The sequence below is a fragment of the Algiphilus sp. genome (assembly GCF_023145115.1).
In the GTDB taxonomy this organism is placed as follows: Bacteria; Pseudomonadota; Gammaproteobacteria; order Nevskiales; family Nevskiaceae; genus Algiphilus.
In genome coordinates, this window is the sequence record NZ_JAGLEJ010000045.1 from 1 (window position 1) to 16,913 (window position 16,913).

17 protein-coding genes are annotated in these 16,913 nt (G+C 65.7%); 10 read left to right on the forward strand and 7 right to left on the reverse strand.

What is annotated here, in order from left to right; genetic code table 11:
- The 6 genes from KAH28_RS15495 to metK all read right to left on the reverse strand — a co-directional run.
- The coding region (locus KAH28_RS15495) for an ATP-binding cassette domain-containing protein (RefSeq protein ID WP_290578162.1) at positions 1-422 on the reverse strand (422 nt) is incomplete at its 3' end.
- A 13-nt stretch (positions 423-435) separates the two neighbouring features.
- The gene (locus tag KAH28_RS15500) at positions 436-1,107 is read right to left on the reverse strand and encodes an amino acid ABC transporter permease (protein WP_014578168.1); all 672 of its coding nucleotides are present in this window, start codon (positions 1,105-1,107) and stop codon (positions 436-438) included.
- Positions 1,108-1,198: 91 nt separating this feature from the next.
- Positions 1,199-1,957, reverse strand: coding sequence for a transporter substrate-binding domain-containing protein (locus KAH28_RS15505; protein ID WP_008175305.1), 759 nt, complete (start codon positions 1,955-1,957; stop codon positions 1,199-1,201).
- 250 nt (positions 1,958-2,207) lie between these two features.
- Positions 2,208-3,077, reverse strand: coding sequence for a methylenetetrahydrofolate reductase [NAD(P)H] (metF, locus tag KAH28_RS15510; RefSeq protein WP_290578175.1), 870 nt, complete (start codon positions 3,075-3,077; stop codon positions 2,208-2,210).
- A 12-nt stretch (positions 3,078-3,089) separates the two neighbouring features.
- Positions 3,090-4,484 (reverse strand): adenosylhomocysteinase, encoded by a 1,395-nt coding sequence (ahcY, locus tag KAH28_RS15515; protein WP_008175303.1) that lies wholly within the window; start codon positions 4,482-4,484, stop codon positions 3,090-3,092.
- Between the two features lie 68 nt (positions 4,485-4,552).
- Positions 4,553-5,740 (reverse strand): methionine adenosyltransferase, encoded by a 1,188-nt coding sequence (gene metK, locus KAH28_RS15520; protein WP_290578179.1) that lies wholly within the window; start codon positions 5,738-5,740, stop codon positions 4,553-4,555.
- Between the two features lie 125 nt (positions 5,741-5,865).
- Here metK and KAH28_RS15525 point away from each other — a divergent pair, with 125 nt between their 5' ends.
- The 5 genes from KAH28_RS15525 to KAH28_RS15545 all read left to right on the forward strand — a co-directional run bounded on the left by KAH28_RS15525 (position 5,866) and on the right by KAH28_RS15545 (position 11,822).
- Positions 5,866-6,429 (forward strand): thioredoxin family protein, encoded by a 564-nt coding sequence (locus KAH28_RS15525; RefSeq protein WP_290578181.1) that lies wholly within the window; start codon positions 5,866-5,868, stop codon positions 6,427-6,429.
- 4 nt (positions 6,430-6,433) lie between these two features.
- Positions 6,434-7,387, forward strand: a complete 954-nt coding sequence (locus KAH28_RS15530; protein ID WP_290578183.1) for a helix-turn-helix transcriptional regulator — start codon at positions 6,434-6,436, stop codon at positions 7,385-7,387.
- Between the two features lie 169 nt (positions 7,388-7,556).
- On the forward strand, positions 7,557-9,557 hold the full coding sequence (gene tkt, locus KAH28_RS15535; protein WP_366918209.1) for a transketolase: 2,001 nt from the start codon (positions 7,557-7,559) through the stop codon (positions 9,555-9,557).
- A gap of 62 nt (positions 9,558-9,619) precedes the next feature.
- A complete protein-coding gene (gap, locus tag KAH28_RS15540) occupies positions 9,620-10,624 on the forward strand; it encodes a type I glyceraldehyde-3-phosphate dehydrogenase (RefSeq protein ID WP_290578185.1) in 1,005 nt (334 codons plus the stop codon).
- 19 nt (positions 10,625-10,643) lie between these two features.
- The gene (locus tag KAH28_RS15545; protein WP_290578187.1) at positions 10,644-11,822 is read left to right on the forward strand and encodes a phosphoglycerate kinase; all 1,179 of its coding nucleotides are present in this window, start codon (positions 10,644-10,646) and stop codon (positions 11,820-11,822) included.
- 109 nt (positions 11,823-11,931) lie between these two features.
- Here KAH28_RS15545 and moaB read toward each other — a convergent pair whose 3' ends face one another.
- On the reverse strand, positions 11,932-12,495 hold the full coding sequence (gene moaB / locus KAH28_RS15550; protein WP_366918210.1) for a molybdenum cofactor biosynthesis protein B: 564 nt from the start codon (positions 12,493-12,495) through the stop codon (positions 11,932-11,934).
- A gap of 183 nt (positions 12,496-12,678) precedes the next feature.
- Between moaB and KAH28_RS15555 the strand changes: the two genes are divergently transcribed.
- From KAH28_RS15555 to KAH28_RS15575, 5 genes are all read left to right on the forward strand, one after another.
- A complete protein-coding gene (locus KAH28_RS15555; RefSeq protein WP_366918211.1) occupies positions 12,679-13,473 on the forward strand; it encodes a MoxR family ATPase in 795 nt (264 codons plus the stop codon).
- A gap of 87 nt (positions 13,474-13,560) precedes the next feature.
- Positions 13,561-14,874, forward strand: a complete 1,314-nt coding sequence (locus tag KAH28_RS15560; protein ID WP_290578191.1) for an alkaline phosphatase PhoX — start codon at positions 13,561-13,563, stop codon at positions 14,872-14,874.
- 74 nt (positions 14,875-14,948) lie between these two features.
- The gene (locus KAH28_RS15565) at positions 14,949-16,016 is read left to right on the forward strand and encodes an alpha/beta fold hydrolase (protein WP_290578193.1); all 1,068 of its coding nucleotides are present in this window, start codon (positions 14,949-14,951) and stop codon (positions 16,014-16,016) included.
- A 79-nt stretch (positions 16,017-16,095) separates the two neighbouring features.
- A complete protein-coding gene (locus tag KAH28_RS15570; protein WP_290578195.1) occupies positions 16,096-16,563 on the forward strand; it encodes a VOC family protein in 468 nt (155 codons plus the stop codon).
- Between the two features lie 13 nt (positions 16,564-16,576).
- The gene (locus KAH28_RS15575; RefSeq protein ID WP_290578197.1) at positions 16,577-16,864 is read left to right on the forward strand and encodes a SelT/SelW/SelH family protein; all 288 of its coding nucleotides are present in this window, start codon (positions 16,577-16,579) and stop codon (positions 16,862-16,864) included.
- The last annotated feature ends 49 nt before the right edge of the window (positions 16,865-16,913 follow it).

A 16,913-nucleotide genomic window follows, 5' to 3' on the forward strand; every position in this document is an offset into this window, starting at 1 on the left:
CTGGGGTACTTGTCGGCCTGGTTGCCGATGCCTACCCGGTTCAGCAAACGCTCTGCGGTGGCGTTGGCGACGGTTTCGGGAGTCTCTTTGACCTTCTTGGGCGCCAGCATAATGTTTCTCTTCACCGTGAGGTGAGGGAAGAGATTGAACTGCTGGAATACCATCCCCACTTCCTTGCGGATTTCAGCCAGAGCTTTCGGATTGCCGCTCTTGGGCGCGAGCTGCTGGCCGTCCACTTCCAGTGTTCCGGATTCATACTCTTCAAGTCCGTTCACGCAGCGAATCAGGGTGGATTTGCCGGAGCCGCTGGCCCCGATAATAACCACCACTTCGCCCTGTTCAACGGTAAGGTCAATATCTTTAAGGACATGCAGTTTCCCGAAGTACTTGTTCATGCCCTTCATTTTCACAATCTGAGTCATGGGTAACGTTCCTTCAGACAGAAGCCAGTCCGCGCCGCTCAACGAAGCGGAGAATGATGGACAGGGACAGGGTAATGGCCAGGTATAGGATCGCGACCACAAAATACACCTCAAACGCGGTAAAGGTGTTGGCAATATAGATCTGGCCCTGGCGTACCAGTTCGCCCACGCCAATCACCGAGAACAGAGAGGTGTCCTTGATGCTGACGATAGCCTGGTTGCCCAGCGGCGGAATCATCCGGCGGAACGCCTGAGGCCACACGACAGACCAGAAGGTCTGGGTACGGGATAACCCCAGAGAGAGGCCGGCCTCGGTCTGGCCTTTATCGATGGACTGAACACCACCGCGGACTACCTCGGATATGTAGGCGCCGGAGTTCAAAGCGATGGCCGCGATGCCGGCCGTCAAGGGATCAATGGGACCGCCAATCAGGTCGGGCAGGCCGTAGAAAATAAAGAGGACCTGAACCAGGATCGGAGTGCCACGAAAGATTTCGATGTAGGCGGTTGCCGGCCACCGCAGGAACCACTTCTTGTTGATGCTCAGCAGGCCAAAGAAAATGCCCAGAGCAAAACCGATCAGAAGACCGCCGAAGGAAATCAGCAGGGTGTAGGGGATCCCTTTTATCAGAAAAGGGATAGAGTCGATGGCTGCCTGCCAGTCGAACTGAAACTGGAATTCCACAGTGAGAGTCTCCGCAGAGTTTTGGAGTCACGAAGTGCCGGGGCAGTGAAGCCCCGGCAAAGGGAATCAGACCTCTGGGGTCCGGGAGCCCTTACATGCCCTCGGGCATGGGGCCAAACCATTTTTCGTAGATGGTTTTGTAAGTACCATCTTCCTTCATTGCGGCAAGGGCTTCGTTTACATCATCAACCCACTCACTGCCACTCTTGAGGGCAATACCATACTGCTGGCCTTCGTACAGCGGGCCGACGGTTGTCACCTTGCCTTCACCTTTGGTGCGGGCAAAGTAGCCAACGTTTGGCGCATCGTAGAACACTGCGTCAATGGCACGGGACATCAGCGCCATGTACATATCAGAGCTGCCCGGATAGGGGGTTACACCGTCATCGGCGTCAAGGTTCTTGACCAGGTAGTCATAACTGGTGCTACCGATCTTGGTGCCGATTTTCTTGCCTTCGAGGTCGTCGAATTCGCTAACGTCGTCATTACCCTCGCGAACGAGGATTCGCAGACCCGAGTCGTAGTACGGGTCGGAGAAATCGACGATTTCTTCACGCTCTTCAGTAATCGTGATGCCGGCAATGGCAATGTCGACGTTGCCGGTTTGCAGGGCCGGGATGATGCCGTTGAAGTCCATGGTGTTGAGGTCAATTTCGAAACCTGCACGGTCGGCTACCTCGCGGATGATCTCCATATCGAAACCGATCATCTCACCGGTTTCCTGGTCCATCATTTCAAACGGAACGAAACTCGGGTCAGTGACGACGCGCAGGGTTTCTGCGCTCACGGTTCCTGCGGCAACGGTCAGTGCCAGGCTGGCGCTTACGGTCTTCAGCCACTTCGTGCTCATACATTCTCCTTTTCTTTCTTATGAGGCTCCATTTGCCCGGTAAGGCAAGCCGGACCAATCACTGCTGTTGACGGCGATCTCCGGGGAGCGTTGATGGAACTGCATCACATACACTTTAGACTATTACGCAGATGTATACAGGAAATCAAATGCTTGGCGGGGAGGTCCCGCCGGAGAGGGGAATAAAAAGGGGCAGATGAGAGTGTTCATCTGCCCCTTTTATTTCGTGGAGAGCGGATAGCGCGAAGCCTTAAAACGCAATCTTCTCCCGCTCACTGATGCCCAGATTCTTCCAGATGCTGATGCTGGGCTCTACCTGATTCAGGGTGTAGAAATGCAAGCCCGGCGCGCCTGCTGCCAGGAGCTTCTCGCACATCTCAGTAACCACTTCCTCACCGAACTTGCGGATGGAATCGCTGTCGTCGCCGTAGGCTTCGAGCTGTTTGCGAATCCAGCGAGGAATTTCCGCGCCGCACATGTCGGAGAAACGAACCAGGTTGGAGAAATTGACGATGGGCATGATGCCCGGTACCACCGGAATGGTAACGCCCATTTTCTCCAGCCGGTCGATGAAGTAGAAGTAGCTGTCTGCATTAAAGAAGTACTGGGTGATGGCGCTATTCGCACCGGCCTGAACCTTGCGGGCAAAGTTCTTCAGATCTTCTTCGGCGTTGCGGGCCTGAGGATGAAACTCAGGATACGCGGCTACTTCCAGGTTAAAGGTATCGCCGCTGTGCTCGCGGATAAACTCCACCAGCTCGTTGGCATAGCGCAGCTCACCGGCGGCTCCCATACCGGAGGGCATGTCGCCCCGCAGGGCGACAATCCGGTTGATTCCGTGCTCCCGGTAAAGATCCAGCAGCTCCCCGATTTCCTGGCGGGTGCCCCCGACGCAGGAAAGATGAGGTGCCGTGGAAATGCCCTGGCTATGCAGGTTGAGCACGGTCTCGATGGTGCGGTCCCGGGTGGAACCACCGGCGCCGAAGGTAACGGTCATGTAATCCGGGGTGTTAACGGCCAATTTATCGATAACGTTCTGCAGCTTTTCCTTGCCCTGGTCGGTCTTGGGCGGGAAAAACTCAAAGCTGAAACGACGCTTGAACTGTTTCTGGGATTGCATCTGTTTACCCGATCAGTACTTGTAGCTTTCTGGCTTGTACGGGCCTTCGACCGGTACACCGATGTATTTGGCCTGCTCCGGCGTCATCTTGGTGATAACACCACCAAAGCCTTCCACCATGGCCCGAGCCACTTCCTCGTCCAGGTGCTTGGGCAGAACCTGAACGTATACGCCTTTCTCGCGGGCATCTTCCGGCAGATCGGCGAACTTGCGCTCGAACAGGTACATCTGGGCCAGAACCTGGTTGGCAAAGGAGCCATCCATGATCCGTGACGGGTGACCGGTGGCGTTGCCCAGGTTCACCAGGCGGCCTTCGGACAGCAGGATCAGGTGGTCGTTGGTGGCCTTGTCACGGTACACAACGTGCACCTGCGGCTTCACCTCGTCCCATTCCCAGTTCTTGCGCATGTAGGCGGTATCGATCTCGTTGTCGAAGTGACCGATGTTGCACACCACGGCACCGCTTTTCAGGGCTTTGAGCATGTGCGCGTCGCACACGTTCATGTTGCCGGTGGTGGTGACCAGCAGATCGGTGTTCTGCAGCAGGTCGCGGTTCACGGCAGACTCGGTACCGGTGTTCACGCCGTCAATGTACGGAGACACAACTTCGAATCCGTCCATGCAGGCTTGCATGGCACAGATGGGGTCGGCCTCGGTCACTTTTACAATCATGCCTTCCTGGCGAAGGGAGGCAGCAGAGCCCTTGCCTACATCACCATAGCCGATCACCAGGGCTTTCTTGCCTGCCATCAGGTGGTCGGTAGCGCGCTTGATGGCGTCGTTCAGGCTGTGGCGACAACCGTATTTGTTGTCGTTCTTGGCCTTGGTGACTGCGTCGTTCACGTTGATGGCCGGTACCTTCAGAGTGCCCTCGCGCAGCATTTCCTGAAGACGATGCACACCGGTGGTGGTTTCTTCGGTCACGCCGTGGCAGTTAGCCAGGATTTCCGGGTACTTCTCATGGAGCAGGGCGGTCAGATCGCCGCCGTCGTCCAGAATCATGTTCGGTTCCCAGCCGTCTACATCGGCTCCGACCGTACGCTCCAGGCACCAGTCGTACTCTTCGTCGGTTTCGCCCTTCCAGGCAAACACGGGAATGCCCTGCGCGGCGATGGCGGCCGCGGCCTGGTCCTGGGTGGAGAAGATGTTGCACGAGGACCAGCGCACGTTCGCACCCAGTTCAATCAGCGTCTCGATCAACACGGCGGTCTGGATGGTCATGTGGATACAGCCCATCACATTGGCGCCTTTCAGCGGCTGCTCGGCTTTGTATTTCTCGCGGAGCTTCATCAGGGCCGGCATTTCGCCTTCAGCGATGTTGATTTCCTTGCGGCCCCAGCCGGCCAGGGAAATATCGCGAACTTTGTAGTCGTCAAAGCTGTTCAGCTTTTCTGCGGGAGTGCTCATGGTGTTCTCCTGTCAGTTCAATCAGTTTGGCTTGGGCGTATGCCTGATGACATACGCCCGAAATCGGTTTAGATACCAGCAGCATCCTTCAGGGCCGCGGCGCGATCGGTCTTCTCCCACGGGAAGGCGGTAAAGGTTTTGCCGCCAACCGTCATTTCATAGGGGTCGCGACCGAAGTGGCCGTAGGCGGCTGTTGCCCGATACATCGGATGCAGCAGGTCAAGCATGTTGGTAATCGCATACGGGCGCAGATCGAAGTTCTGGCGCACCAGTTCAATGATCTTGTCGTCGCTGATCTTGCCGGTTCCGAAGGTGTTCAGGGAGATCGACGTCGGTTGGGCTACGCCGATGGCGTAGGACACCTGGATCTCGCACTTGTCGGCCAGGCCGGCGGCGACGATGTTCTTGGCTACGTAACGGCCGGCGTAAGCGGCAGAGCGGTCAACCTTGGACGGATCCTTACCGGAGAACGCACCACCTCCGTGGCGCGCCATACCGCCGTAGGTGTCGACGATGATCTTGCGGCCGGTCAGACCGCAGTCACCCACCGGGCCGCCGATGACGAAGTTGCCGGTCGGGTTGATGTGGATCTTGGTATCGCTCTTGATCCAGTCGGCCGGCAGCACCGGCTTGACGATCTCCTCCATGACCGCCTCGCGGAGGGCTTCCTGCGAAACGTCCGGGTCGTGCTGCGTGGAGAGCACGATGGCGTCGATGCCCGACGGCTTGCCGTCGGCATAGCGGATGCTCACCTGCGACTTGGCGTCGGGGCGCAGCCAGCCGAGCTTGCCCGACTTCCGCAGCTCCGACTGCTTCTGCACCATGCGGTGCGAGAACTGGATCGGCGCCGGCATCAGCTCGGGCGTCTCGTCGCAGGCGTAGCCGAACATCAGGCCCTGATCGCCGGCGCCCTGATCCTCGGGCTTGGCGCGATCGACGCCCTGCGCGATGTCCGGGCTCTGCTTGCCCAGGCCGTTGAGCACGCCGCAGGTGCTGCCGTCGAAGCCGACGTCCGACGAGGTGTAGCCGATGCCGTTGATGACCTCGCGGACGAGCTCCTCGAAGTCGACGGTGGCCGTGGTGGTGACCTCGCCGGCCAGCATGGCGATGCCGGTCTTGACGAGCGACTCGCAGGCGATGCGGGCGTGCGGGTCCTGCGCGAGGATGGCGTCCACCACCGCGTCGGAAATCTGGTCAGCCATCTTGTCCGGATGGCCCTCGGAGACGGACTCCGAAGTGAATAGATACTCTGTCACTGCGTTGCTCTCCTGCTTTTTCGCTTATGCGGATAAACGAATACTCTAACGCATCCGGGCCCTGCCGTGCCAGTCGCCGGCGCGATAGACTCACGACACACCGGTTGTGAAGGAGGGAAGCGCAGATGGCTCTCACCCCGTCGACGATGCTGCCGCTGGGCACGCCCGCGCCCGATTTCGCGCTGCCCGAGCCGCTGTCCGGCGAGACGGTGGCGCGCGATGCGGTCCGCGGCAGTGCCGGCCTGTTGGTCATGTTCATCTGCAATCATTGCCCCTACGTGAAGCACATCCGCGACGAACTGGTCCGACTGGGTAACGATGCGCTGGCCCGGGGCGTGGGCGTGGTGGCCATCTCCGCCAACGACGCCGATCACTATCCCGAGGACGCCCCCGAGCGGATGGCCGAGGAGGCGCGGCGCTACGCCTACCCCTTCCGTTATCTGCACGACGCCGGGCAGGACGTCGCGCACGCCTATCAGGCCGCCTGCACGCCGGATTTCTATCTGTTCGACCGCGAGCTCAAGCTCTACTACCGCGGTCGGCTCGACGGCGCGACGCCGGGGAACGAGGCCCCCAACGACGGCGCCGACCTGCGCGCCGCGCTGAGTGGCATGCTCGCCGGCGCGACGCCGCCCGAGCCGCAGCAGCCCAGCATGGGCTGCAACATCAAGTGGCGCCCGGCGGCCTGAGTTCGTGGACGATCTGCAGCGACTGGTCAGCCGTCTCTACCGTTCCGGCGTCGAGCGCCCGGCCGAGGATTTCCAGCGCTGGGCCCTGCAGCAGCTCAAGGCGGTCGTGCCGCACGACGCCGCGGTCTGGGGAATGGGGCACGCCGAGCGCGGGCAGTTCCACAACGTCAAGGTGTTCGGCCTCGACCAGGCCTTCGCGAAGGCGCTGCAGGAGTGGCGCGACCACAATCCGCTCTACCCGCGCCTGGCGGACAGCGACGGCATTCCCATGGACATGCGCGACGCGGTTCCGGACGCGCGCTTCTACCGCAGCGAGATCTATCGCAAGTGCTTCCGGCCCTTCGGCGTCGAGCGCATTCTCAGCTCGGGCCACATGGACCCGCGCTGCGGCCTGTACACGCTGCTGTCGCTGTACCGGTTCGACCGCGACCAGCCGTTCAGCGAGGCGGACCGTCAGCACTTCCGCGTGGCGGCCTTCCACATGGTGCATGCCTGCTCGCACAACTTCTTCCTGCATCTGGCGCGGCCGGCGTCCGAGCATTCCGAGCGGCCGGCGGCGGTCGCCGACGGCCGCGGTGTCCTGCACGAAGCCGAGCCCGAGTTCATCGCACTGCTCGCCAAGCACGTGCCGGACTGGCAGGGCATGCATCTGCCCGAAGCCATCGCCGGGCGCATCGGCACCGAGTCGCGCTTCGCCGTCGAGGATCTCTGCGTCGAGGTGCAGCCGCTGTCGGACATCTTCCTGCTGCGCATCTGGGAAGAGACCCCCCTGGACCGCCTCACGGTACGCGAGCGCGAGGTGGTCCAGGCGGTGAGCCGGGGGCTGTCGCACAAGGAGGCGGGACGCGAGCTCGGGCTGGCGCCCACCACCGTCTCCAGCCACCTCTATCGCGCCTACGCCAAGCTCGGGGTGGCGTCGCGCAGCGAGCTCGCGCGCCTCGTGCACGGCATGCCCTGACGCGCAGGCCGCTGTTGTAGAACGGAATTCCGGGGCGCCGCCACGAGTGCGGCGATCCCGCCGCGTCGCCGTGGTTGCCGGCGCGCTGGTCGGCGGGCGAAAATAGCGGACTGCATTCCATTCCTATCCGTGGCCGCGCCTGCGTGCGCCGCTCGGGGACGCCTGTCAATTGAGCATCGACCAGACCACGCTTTCCAACGCCGTCCGCGCGCTGTCCATGGACGCCGTCCAGGCCGCCAACAGCGGCCATCCCGGCATGCCCATGGGCATGGCCGACATCGCGACCGTGCTGTGGCGGGACTTCCTGCGCCACAATCCGCGCGATCCCGCCTGGGCCGATCGCGACCGCTTCGTGCTGTCGAACGGTCATGGCTCGATGCTGCAGTACGCGCTGCTGCACCTCGCGGGCTACGACCTGTCGCTGGACGAGCTGCGCAACTTCCGTCAGCTGCACTCCAAGACGCCGGGGCATCCCGAGGTCGGCATCACGCCGGGGGTGGAGACCACCACCGGTCCGCTCGGGCAGGGGCTGGCCAATGCCGTCGGCATGGCACTGGCCGAGAAGCTGCTGGCGCTGCGCTTCAACAAGGAGCGCCACGCGCTGGTCGATCACTACACCTACTGCTTCGTGGGTGACGGCTGCCTGATGGAGGGCATCTCGCACGAGGTCTGCTCGCTGGCGGGCTCGCTCGGGCTGGACAAGCTCATCGTCTTCTATGACGACAACGGCATCTCCATCGACGGCGAGTGCGCCGACTGGTTCTCGGACGACACCGTGACGCGCTTCGAGGCCTACGGCTGGCGGGTCATCCGCAACGTGGACGGCCACAGTCACGCCGAAATCCAGGCCGCCATCGAGAACGCCCGCGAGGGCAACGGCCAGCCGACGCTGGTGCAGTGCCGTACCGTCATCGGCTGCGGATCCCCCAATCGCCAGGGCACCGCCAAGGCGCACGGCGAAGCGCTCGGCGACGAGGAGATCCGCGCCACGCGCGCCGAGCTCGGCTGGTCGCACGCACCCTTCGAGATTCCGGACGAGGTCTACGCCGCATGGGATGCGCGCGAGGCCGGCGGCAAGCTGCAGCACCAGTGGGACGAAAGGCTGGAGGCCTACCGGCGCGAGCATCCCGAGGATGCCGCCGAGCTCGAGCGCCGGCTGCGCGGCGAGCTGCCCGAGAACTGGGCCGCGCTGGTGGAGGATCTGGTCGCCAGGGGGCTGGCCGCCGACAAGCCGGTGGCCACCCGCAAGGCCTCGCAGGCCGTTCTCGATGCCCTCGGGCCCGCAATGCCGGAGCTGCTCGGCGGCTCCGCCGACCTTACGCCGTCCAACGGGACGCAGTGGAAGGGCGCCACCGCCATCACGCCGAGCGAGCCGGATGGCCGCTACGTGCACTACGGCGTGCGCGAGTTCGGCATGAGCGCGATCATGAACGGGCTCGCGCTGCACGGCGGCTTCATCCCGTACGGCGGCACCTTCCTGACCTTCTCGGACTACGCGCGCAATGCCGTGCGCATGGCCGCACTGATGCACTGCCGCAGCGTGTTCGTGTACACGCACGATTCGATCGGCCTCGGCGAGGACGGCCCCACCCACCAGTCCGTGGAGCATGCCGCGGCGCTGCGCATGATTCCGGGCCTCGACGTCTGGCGGCCGGCGAGCCTGCTGGAATCCACCATTGCGTGGCAGGCCGCGGTCGAGCGCGCCGACGGCCCCAGCGCGCTGCTCTTCACGCGGCAGAACGTAGACCTCCCGCCGCACACCGCCGAGCAGGTCGACGGCATCCGCCGTGGTGGCTACGTGCTGCTCGATCCGGACGCCGCGCCCGAGGCCGTGATCCTCGCCACCGGCTCCGAGGTGCCGCTGGCGGTCTCCGCCGCGCAGACGCTGAATGCCGAGGGCCGCGCCGTGCGCGTGGTGTCCCTGCCGTGCGTCGAGCGTTTCCTGGCGCAGGACGCCGAATATCGCGAGCGCGTCCTGCCGAACGCGCTGCGCAAGCGCCTCGCCGTCGAGGCGGGCGTGACCCACTACTGGCGTGCCTTCGTCGGCCTCGACGGGGACGTGCTGGGTGTCGACCGCTTCGGCGAGTCGGCGCCGGCGGGCGATGTCTTCGCCCTCTTCGGCATTGACACGGAGAACGTCGTGACGCGACTGCGCGCGCTGCTCGACTGATCCACACCACCAACGCGATGGCTGGCGCTCGCGCGGCCGCACCGACCGACAGGGGAACCCACATGGCAGTCAAGATTGGCATCAACGGCTACGGCCGCATCGGACGCAACACGCTCCGCGCGCTCTTCGAGTCCGGCCGCGACGATATCGAGATCGTCGCCATCAACGACCTCGGGCCGGCCGAGACCAATGCCCATCTCACCCGCTATGACACCGCCCACGGCAGGTTCCCCGGCGAGGTATCGGTGGATGGCGAATACCTCGTGGTCAACGGCAAGCGCATCAAGGTGCTGGCCGAGCGCGACCCGGCCAAGCTCCCGTGGGGCGACCTCGGCGTCGACGTCGTGCTCGAGTGCACCGGCTTCTTCGCCAGCAAGGACAAGGCCTCCGCGCACCTCACCGGCGGGGCCAAGAAGGTGGTCATCTCGGCGCCGGCCGGCAAGGACCTCAAGACCATCGTCTACGGCGTCAACCACGACACGCTGACGGCCGGCGACGATATCGTCTCCAACGCCTCGTGCACCACCAACTGTCTGGCACCGCTGGTCAAGCCGCTGCAGGACGGCATCGGCATCGAGTCCGGGTTGATGACCACCATCCACGCCTACACCAACGACCAGGTGCTGACCGACGTCTACCACTCGGATCTGCGCCGTGCGCGCTCGGCGCCGCACAACATGATCCCCGCCAAGACCGGCGCCGCCGCGGCGGTGGGGCTGGTGCTCCCCGAGCTCAACGGCAAGCTCGACGGCTACGCCGTGCGCGTGCCCACCATCAACGTCTCGATGGTCGACCTCGGCTTCCTCGCCAAGCGCGACACCAGTGTCGAGGAGGTCGACAAGCTCATCCGTGACGCCGCCGCCGGCCCGCTCAAGGGCGTCCTGAACGTCTGCGACGGTCCGCTCGTCTCCAGCGACTTCAACCACGACCCGGCGTCGAGCACCTACGACCCGAGCCTGACCAAGGCCATCGGCCGCAACGTCAAGGTCTGTGCCTGGTACGACAACGAATGGGGCTTCTCCAACCGCATGCTCGATACCGCGGTGGCCCTGTCCAGGGCGGGCTGACATGGAAAGGGTGGCGCCCGTGCCCATCCTGCGGATGGTCGATCTGGACCTGGCCGGCAAGCGTCTGCTCATCCGGCAGGACCTCAACGTTCCCATCTCGGGCGGGCGCATCACGTCGGACGCGCGGCTGCGCGCCTCGCTGCCGACGCTCCAGCACGCGCTGGACGCCGGCGCTGCCGTGCTCGTCACCTCGCATCTCGGGCGGCCGAAGCCCGGCAGGCTCGATCCGGACAACTCGCTGACCCTGGTGGCCGCCTGGCTGTCCGAGGCCCTGGACCGCGTGGTGCCGCTGATCTCCAACTGGGTGGACGGCGTCGACCTTGCTCCCGGCCAGATCGCGGTGGGCGAGAACACGCGCTTCAATCTGGGCGAGAAGGAGGACGACGAGCAGCTCGCGCGCCGCATGGCGGCGCAGTGCGACATCTACGTCAACGACGCCTTCGGCACCGCGCACCGGGCCGAGGCGTCGACGCACGGCGTGGCGCGCTTCGCCAGGATCGCCTGTGCCGGCCCGCTGCTGGCATCGGAGCTCGACGCGCTGGGCAAGGCGGTGGCCGATCCCAAGCGGCCGCTGGTCGTCATCGTCGGCGGCTCGAAGGTCTCGACCAAGCTCGACGTGCTCACCAATCTGGCCGACAAGGCCGATCAGCTCATCGTCGGCGGTGGCATCGCCAACACCTTCCTGGCCGCGGCCGGGTTCAAGGTCGGCAAGAGCCTGTACGAGGCGGACATGGTGGAGACCGCGCGCGCCATCCACGAGCGCATCCGCGCCAACGGTGGCGACATCCCCCTGCCGGAGGACGTCATCGTCGCCACCGAGATTTCCAGCGAGGCGCGCGCGGAAGTGCGCGCGGCGGGCGATGTCATGGATGACGAGATGATCCTCGACATCGGCCCGAAGAGCGCGCGCGCGCTCGCCGCCTCGCTGCGCAACGCCGGCACCATCGTCTGGAACGGCCCGGTCGGCGTCTTCGAGTACGACGCCTTCGCCTCGGGCACGCGCACGCTGGCGCGCGCCATCGCGGACAGTCCGGCGTTCTCGCTGGCCGGTGGCGGCGACACGCTGGCGGCCATCGATACCTTCGGGGTTGAGGACCGCATCAGCTACATCTCCACCGGCGGCGGCGCCTTCCTCGAGTTCCTCGAGGGCAAGACCCTGCCCGCAGTGGGGATCCTCGAGGCCCGCGCCAGCGAGTAGCGCGTTCGCACGCCGCGTGCGCGCCATCGGGCCGCGCATCCGGCGTCGTTGGCGTGCGCGAGCCGCGGGACGGGGCGCCGGCCCGGGCGGGTGCCGTGGCCGCCGCCGATCACTGCGGCGGCGCGTTCTCCCGCATGCGCGGTATCAGCGACACGAAGTTGCAGGGCTTCGTGCGCGCATCCAGCTGGCTGCCCAGGATGCGATCCCAGGCCGTGCGGCATGCGCCGGTGGACCCCGGCAGCGCGAAGATCAGCGTGCCGTTGGCAGTGCCGGCCACGCAGCGCGACTGGATGGTCGAGGCGCCGATCTCCTCGAAGGAGAGCCAGCGGAAGAGCTCGCCGAAGCCGGTGATCTCGCGGTCGAACAGCGGCAGGATCGCTTCCGGCGTGCTGTCGCGTCCCGTGATGCCGGTGCCCCCTGTGATCAGCACGACATGGACGTCGGCATCGGCGATCCAGCCGGACACCAGCGCGCGCATGCGGTAGATGTCATCCGGAATGAGTTCGCGCGCGGCGAGGACATGGCCGGCCTCGCCGAGGCGGCCCGTCAGCGTGTCGCCGGAGGTGTCTTCGGCCAGGGTGCGCGAATCGGACACCGTGAGCACGGCGATATTGAGCGGGCGAAATCCACGCGGATCGGCGCTGTCCGGCATTTCGGCGGTCTCGGTTGGCATGCGGACTGCACGGTACCCGAAGGCGCGCGTACTGGCCAGAGCGGACGCCCGCGGCTGCACGCTGCGCTCACGCGCGCGCCGGCGCCGGTACACTGCGCGCTTTCGCTTCCCGCTTCCGACGACGAGGAAAGGCCCGTGCGTTTCGAAGGTACTGACAACTACGTCGCCACCGAAGATCTGAACATGGCCGTCAACGCGGCCGTGACCCTTGAGCGCCCGCTGCTGGTCAAGGGCGAGCCCGGCACCGGCAAGACGCAGCTCGCGCTCGAAGTGGCGCGCGCGCTCGACCGCCCCATCTTCGACTGGGCCATCAAGTCCACCACCAAGGCGCAGCAGGGCCTGTACGAGTACGACGCGGTATCGCGCCTGCGCGATTCGCAGCTCGGTGACGATCGCGTGCACGACATTGCCAACTACATCGTCAAGGGCAAGCTCTGGGAGTGCTTCGAGTCCGACACCCAGCCGGTGCTGCTGATCGACGAGATCGACAAGGCCGACATCGAGTTCCCCAACGACCTGCTGCGCGAGCTCGACCAGATGGAGTTCTACGTCTACGAGACGCAGAAGACCATCCGCGCCAGGCACCGGCCCATCATCATCATCACGTCGAACAACGAGAAGGAGCTGCCCGACGCCTTCCTGCGGCGCTGCTTCTTCCACTACATCAAGTTCCCGGACCGCGAGACGATGCAGCAGATCGTCGACGTGCACTTCCCGGAGATCCGCCAGCAGCTCGTGCGCGAGGCCATGGAGGTCTTCTTCGGGCTGCGCGAGCTGCCCGGGCTGAAGAAGAAGCCCAGCACCTCGGAGCTGCTCGACTGGCTCAAGCTCCTGCTGGCCGACGACATCCCGCCCGAGACGCTCCGCGAGTCCAGCGTCAAGAAGAGCCTGCCACCGCTCTACGGCGCGCTGCTCAAGAACGAGCAGGACGTGCATCTGTTCGAGCGGCTGGCCTTCATGGCACGACGCAACCAGTAGGGCGCTCGCAGCCACCCGGCGCTGTCATCATTCCGACACGCCGGTCCGCGAAGCTCCCCGCCTTCTCGGGTCACGGGGGCTTGCGCGATGCCCGGCTACACGCGTCGACGTTTCCTGCGCGATGCCGCCGTGGGCGGCGTCTATCTCCAGTCCGGCTGGCTGCTCGGCTGTTCCGACCAGGGCGGCGTGGGCACACCCGCGGCGCCGGGCTGCCGGCCCGGGCTGCGCTCGAACATCGGCAATCTCGGGCCGCTCGGCGAGCCCGACCGGTTCGGCGTGCGCGTGCCGCCGGGCTTCACGGTCCGGCGGGTGGCCGCCGAGGGCGCCGCGCCCGTTGCCGGGCGCGACTACCGCTGGCATGAAAAGCCGGACGGCGGCGCCTGCTTCGCGGCGCCCGACGGTGGCTGGGTCTACGTCTCCAACAGCGAGAAGAACGACATCCACGACGCCGCCGGCGTCGGCGCGCTGCGCTTCGATGCCGACGGCACGCTCGTGGATGCGTACCCGATCCTGACCGGCAGCACCAAGAACTGCGCCGGCGGCGCGACGCCCTGGGGCACCTGGCTGAGCTGCGAGGAGACCGATTCCGGCTACGTCTACGAGTGCTTCCCGCTCGGCACGGCCGCCGACGCGGTCAAGCTTCCGGCCCTCGGCAAGTTCCAGCACGAAGCCTGCGCCATCGACCCGCTCGCCGATCCGATGCACGTCTACATGACCGAGGATCAGCGCAACGACGCCGGCTTCAACGGTGGGCTCTTCTATCGCTTCGTTCCGGCCGCCAATGTCGCCGATGGCTCGCGTCCGGATCTGACGCGCGGTCTGCTGCAGGCGGCGGTGGTCGATCCCGGCGACATCTTCACGCCGCGCGCCGTGCGCTGGGTCGATGTGCCCAACCCGGAACCGGTGGATCTGGTGCGTCACGAAGCGGTGCTGCGGGCGACCCGCTACCAGGTGCCGCGCGGTGAGCATTTCGACGGCGGCGAGGGCATCTGGTACCACGCGGCCGATCACGGCATCGTCTTCTCGACCAAGGGCGACAATCGTCTGTGGCGCTACGACATCGGCGCCGCCACCGTCCAGGCGATCTACGACGATGACTCGAGTCCCGAGAATATCCTCAGCGCGCTCGACAACGTCATCATGACGCCGGACGGCGACATCGTCTGCTGCGAGGACGGCGACGACACCCAGGTGGTCGCCATCACGCCTGACGGTCGGCAGGTCCCGATGCTGCAGCTGCTCGGCAACGGCGAACCGGCAGGGCCGTCGTTCAGTCCGGACGGGCAGCGGCTCTACGTCAGCGGCTACAGCGGTCCCTCCGGCCCCGGCGACAGCCGCAACCTCGGCGCGACCTACGAGATCGCCGGTCCCTGGTTCGTCTGCGCGGATGCCGACGCCTGAGCGCTTCGCGGCGGCGCGCGCCGCCGGGCACAATGCCCGGCTCCGGGGCGCGTGCCCCGCCAGCGGAGGAGGCCATGAGCATCGCGATCATCAGCAATTCGCCGTTACGCACGGTGCCGGAGCACTATGCCCCGCCGGGCGCGGAGCGCTGGTTCACGATCCCGGACGGTCCGGATGCCGGCAAGCGCCAGTTCTACTACGACCACGTCATCGGTGACGGCGCACCGGAGGCGACGGTGCTCTTCGTGCACGGCAATCCGGAGTGCTCGTACACCTATCGGCACGTGCGCGACGCCCTCATCGCCGACGGCGCGCCGCTGCGGATGGTGGCACCGGACCACATCGGGTTCGGCATCTCCGACCAGGCCGACTTCGAGATGGTGGACATGCATCACGCCGCCAATCTCGTGCAGCTGGTCCGGCACCTCGATCTGCGCGACGTCATCCTGGTGGTGCACGACTGGGGTGGGCCGATCGGCATAGGGGCGCTCACCGAAGAGCCCGAGCGCGTGCGCGGCCTGGTGGTGCTCAACAGCACGATCTTCCCGATGCCGCCCGACGGCCACACCTATGCCAACTGGCCGTGGCGCTTCCTGCCCTGGTGCCGCACGCCCCATGTCGTGCCGGACCGCGCTTGGGGCGGTATTGCGGGCTGCGTGCTCGCGAACGGCAACCCGGGGTCGCTGGCGGGGCTCTACGGGCGCATGCTGGCGTACCAGGCGCGCTTTGCGCTGGGCATTCCGGCCGCGGACCCCGACACGCGGGTGTTCTCCGAATCGCTGCGCAGCCGCGCCAACGCGCGCAGCTCGAAGCGCAACGTGCTGCAGACCCCCTACTGGGGGCACGGTTACACCTATGACGATGCCCGTCATGGTCGGCAGGACAACCACGCGTTCTACCGGCGCATGCAGCAGACGGTGCCGGCGGCGTGGGGGCCGGGGGGCGCCGGCATTCCCGCGGTCGGCATCTTCGGCGCGTGGGACCCGTGCGCCAAGGATTCGGTGATGCGGCAATGGCACGACGCGCTGCCGCAGATGGCGTCGCGCACCACGGTGTACCCGGACATCGGTCATTTCGTCGAGGAGTACAAGGGACCCGAGATCGCGCGCGCGGTGCGCGACGTGACCCGCGAATCGAACTGAGCATTGCCACGGGCCCGTCACGCGGCGATCATCCGCCGGGCGTAGCGTGTCGAGATCGCACCGCATCAGGAGGCAGCGCATGGCGCAGGTCAAGCCCATCCCCGACGATTACCCCCGCGTCTCGCCGTACCTGGTGGTCGACGGTGCGGGCGCGGCGATCGACTTCTACTGCGCGGTGCTCGGTGCCACCGAGCGCATGCGCATGCCGGGTCCCGGCGGCAGGCTGATGCACGCCGAGCTGCAGATCGGCGACTCGGTGGTGATGCTCGCCGACGAATGGCCCGACATGGGGGCGCACGGGCCGAAGACGGTCGGCGGCACGCCGGTTACCCTGAGCGTCTACGTCGAGGACGTGGACGCAACCTTCCGGCGCGCGCTCGATGCCGGCGCCAGGGCCCTGCGCGAGGTCGCCGACCAGTTCTATGGCGACCGCGTCGGCGCCTTCGAGGATCCCTTCGGCCATCACTGGCACGTCGCCACGCACATCGAGGATGTCGCGCCGGACGAGATGCAGCGTCGCGCCGAAGCGGCCATGCAGGGCACCTGATCGCCGCCGGCACATGGCCGCAGGACACCGCGTCGAGATCCGCTACTGCACCCGGTGCCGCTGGCTGCTGCGCGCGGCCTGGATGGCGCAGGAGCTGCTGACCACCTTCGAGGCCGAGCTCGACGAGGTGGCACTGCGTCCGTCCAGCGGCGGTGTCTTCGAGGTCCACGCCGACGGCAGGCGGGTATGGTCGCGCGCCGATGCCGGGCGCTTCCCCGACATCACCGAGCTCAAGCGCGCGGTGCGCGACGTGGTGGCGCCGGACCGGGCGCTCGGCCACAGTGACCGGGTCGGCGACTGACGCGGACCTGCCGGTGCCTCGGCGTCCGTCGCGTCGAGTGGCGCCGTCC

Excerpts from the sequence above, each read along its gene's own strand:
- KAH28_RS15505 (WP_008175305.1), bottom strand. The coding sequence starts at position 1,957 with ATGAGCACGAAGTGGCTGAAGACCGTAAGCGCCAGCCTGGCACTGACC.
- metF (WP_290578175.1), bottom strand. The coding sequence starts at position 3,077 with ATGCAATCCCAGAAACAGTTCAAGCGTCGTTTCAGCTTTGAGTTTTTC.
- ahcY (WP_008175303.1), bottom strand. The coding sequence starts at position 4,484 with ATGAGCACTCCCGCAGAAAAGCTGAACAGCTTTGACGACTACAAAGTT.
- KAH28_RS15525 (WP_290578181.1), top strand. The coding sequence starts at position 5,866 with ATGGCTCTCACCCCGTCGACGATGCTGCCGCTGGGCACGCCCGCGCCC.
- gap (WP_290578185.1), top strand. The coding sequence starts at position 9,620 with ATGGCAGTCAAGATTGGCATCAACGGCTACGGCCGCATCGGACGCAAC.
- moaB (WP_366918210.1), bottom strand. The coding sequence starts at position 12,495 with ATGCCAACCGAGACCGCCGAAATGCCGGACAGCGCCGATCCGCGTGGA.
- KAH28_RS15555 (WP_366918211.1), top strand. The coding sequence starts at position 12,679 with ATGGCCGTCAACGCGGCCGTGACCCTTGAGCGCCCGCTGCTGGTCAAG.
- KAH28_RS15560 (WP_290578191.1), top strand. The coding sequence starts at position 13,561 with ATGCCCGGCTACACGCGTCGACGTTTCCTGCGCGATGCCGCCGTGGGC.
- KAH28_RS15565 (WP_290578193.1), top strand. The coding sequence starts at position 14,949 with ATGAGCATCGCGATCATCAGCAATTCGCCGTTACGCACGGTGCCGGAG.
- KAH28_RS15570 (WP_290578195.1), top strand. The coding sequence starts at position 16,096 with ATGGCGCAGGTCAAGCCCATCCCCGACGATTACCCCCGCGTCTCGCCG.
- KAH28_RS15575 (WP_290578197.1), top strand. The coding sequence starts at position 16,577 with ATGGCCGCAGGACACCGCGTCGAGATCCGCTACTGCACCCGGTGCCGC.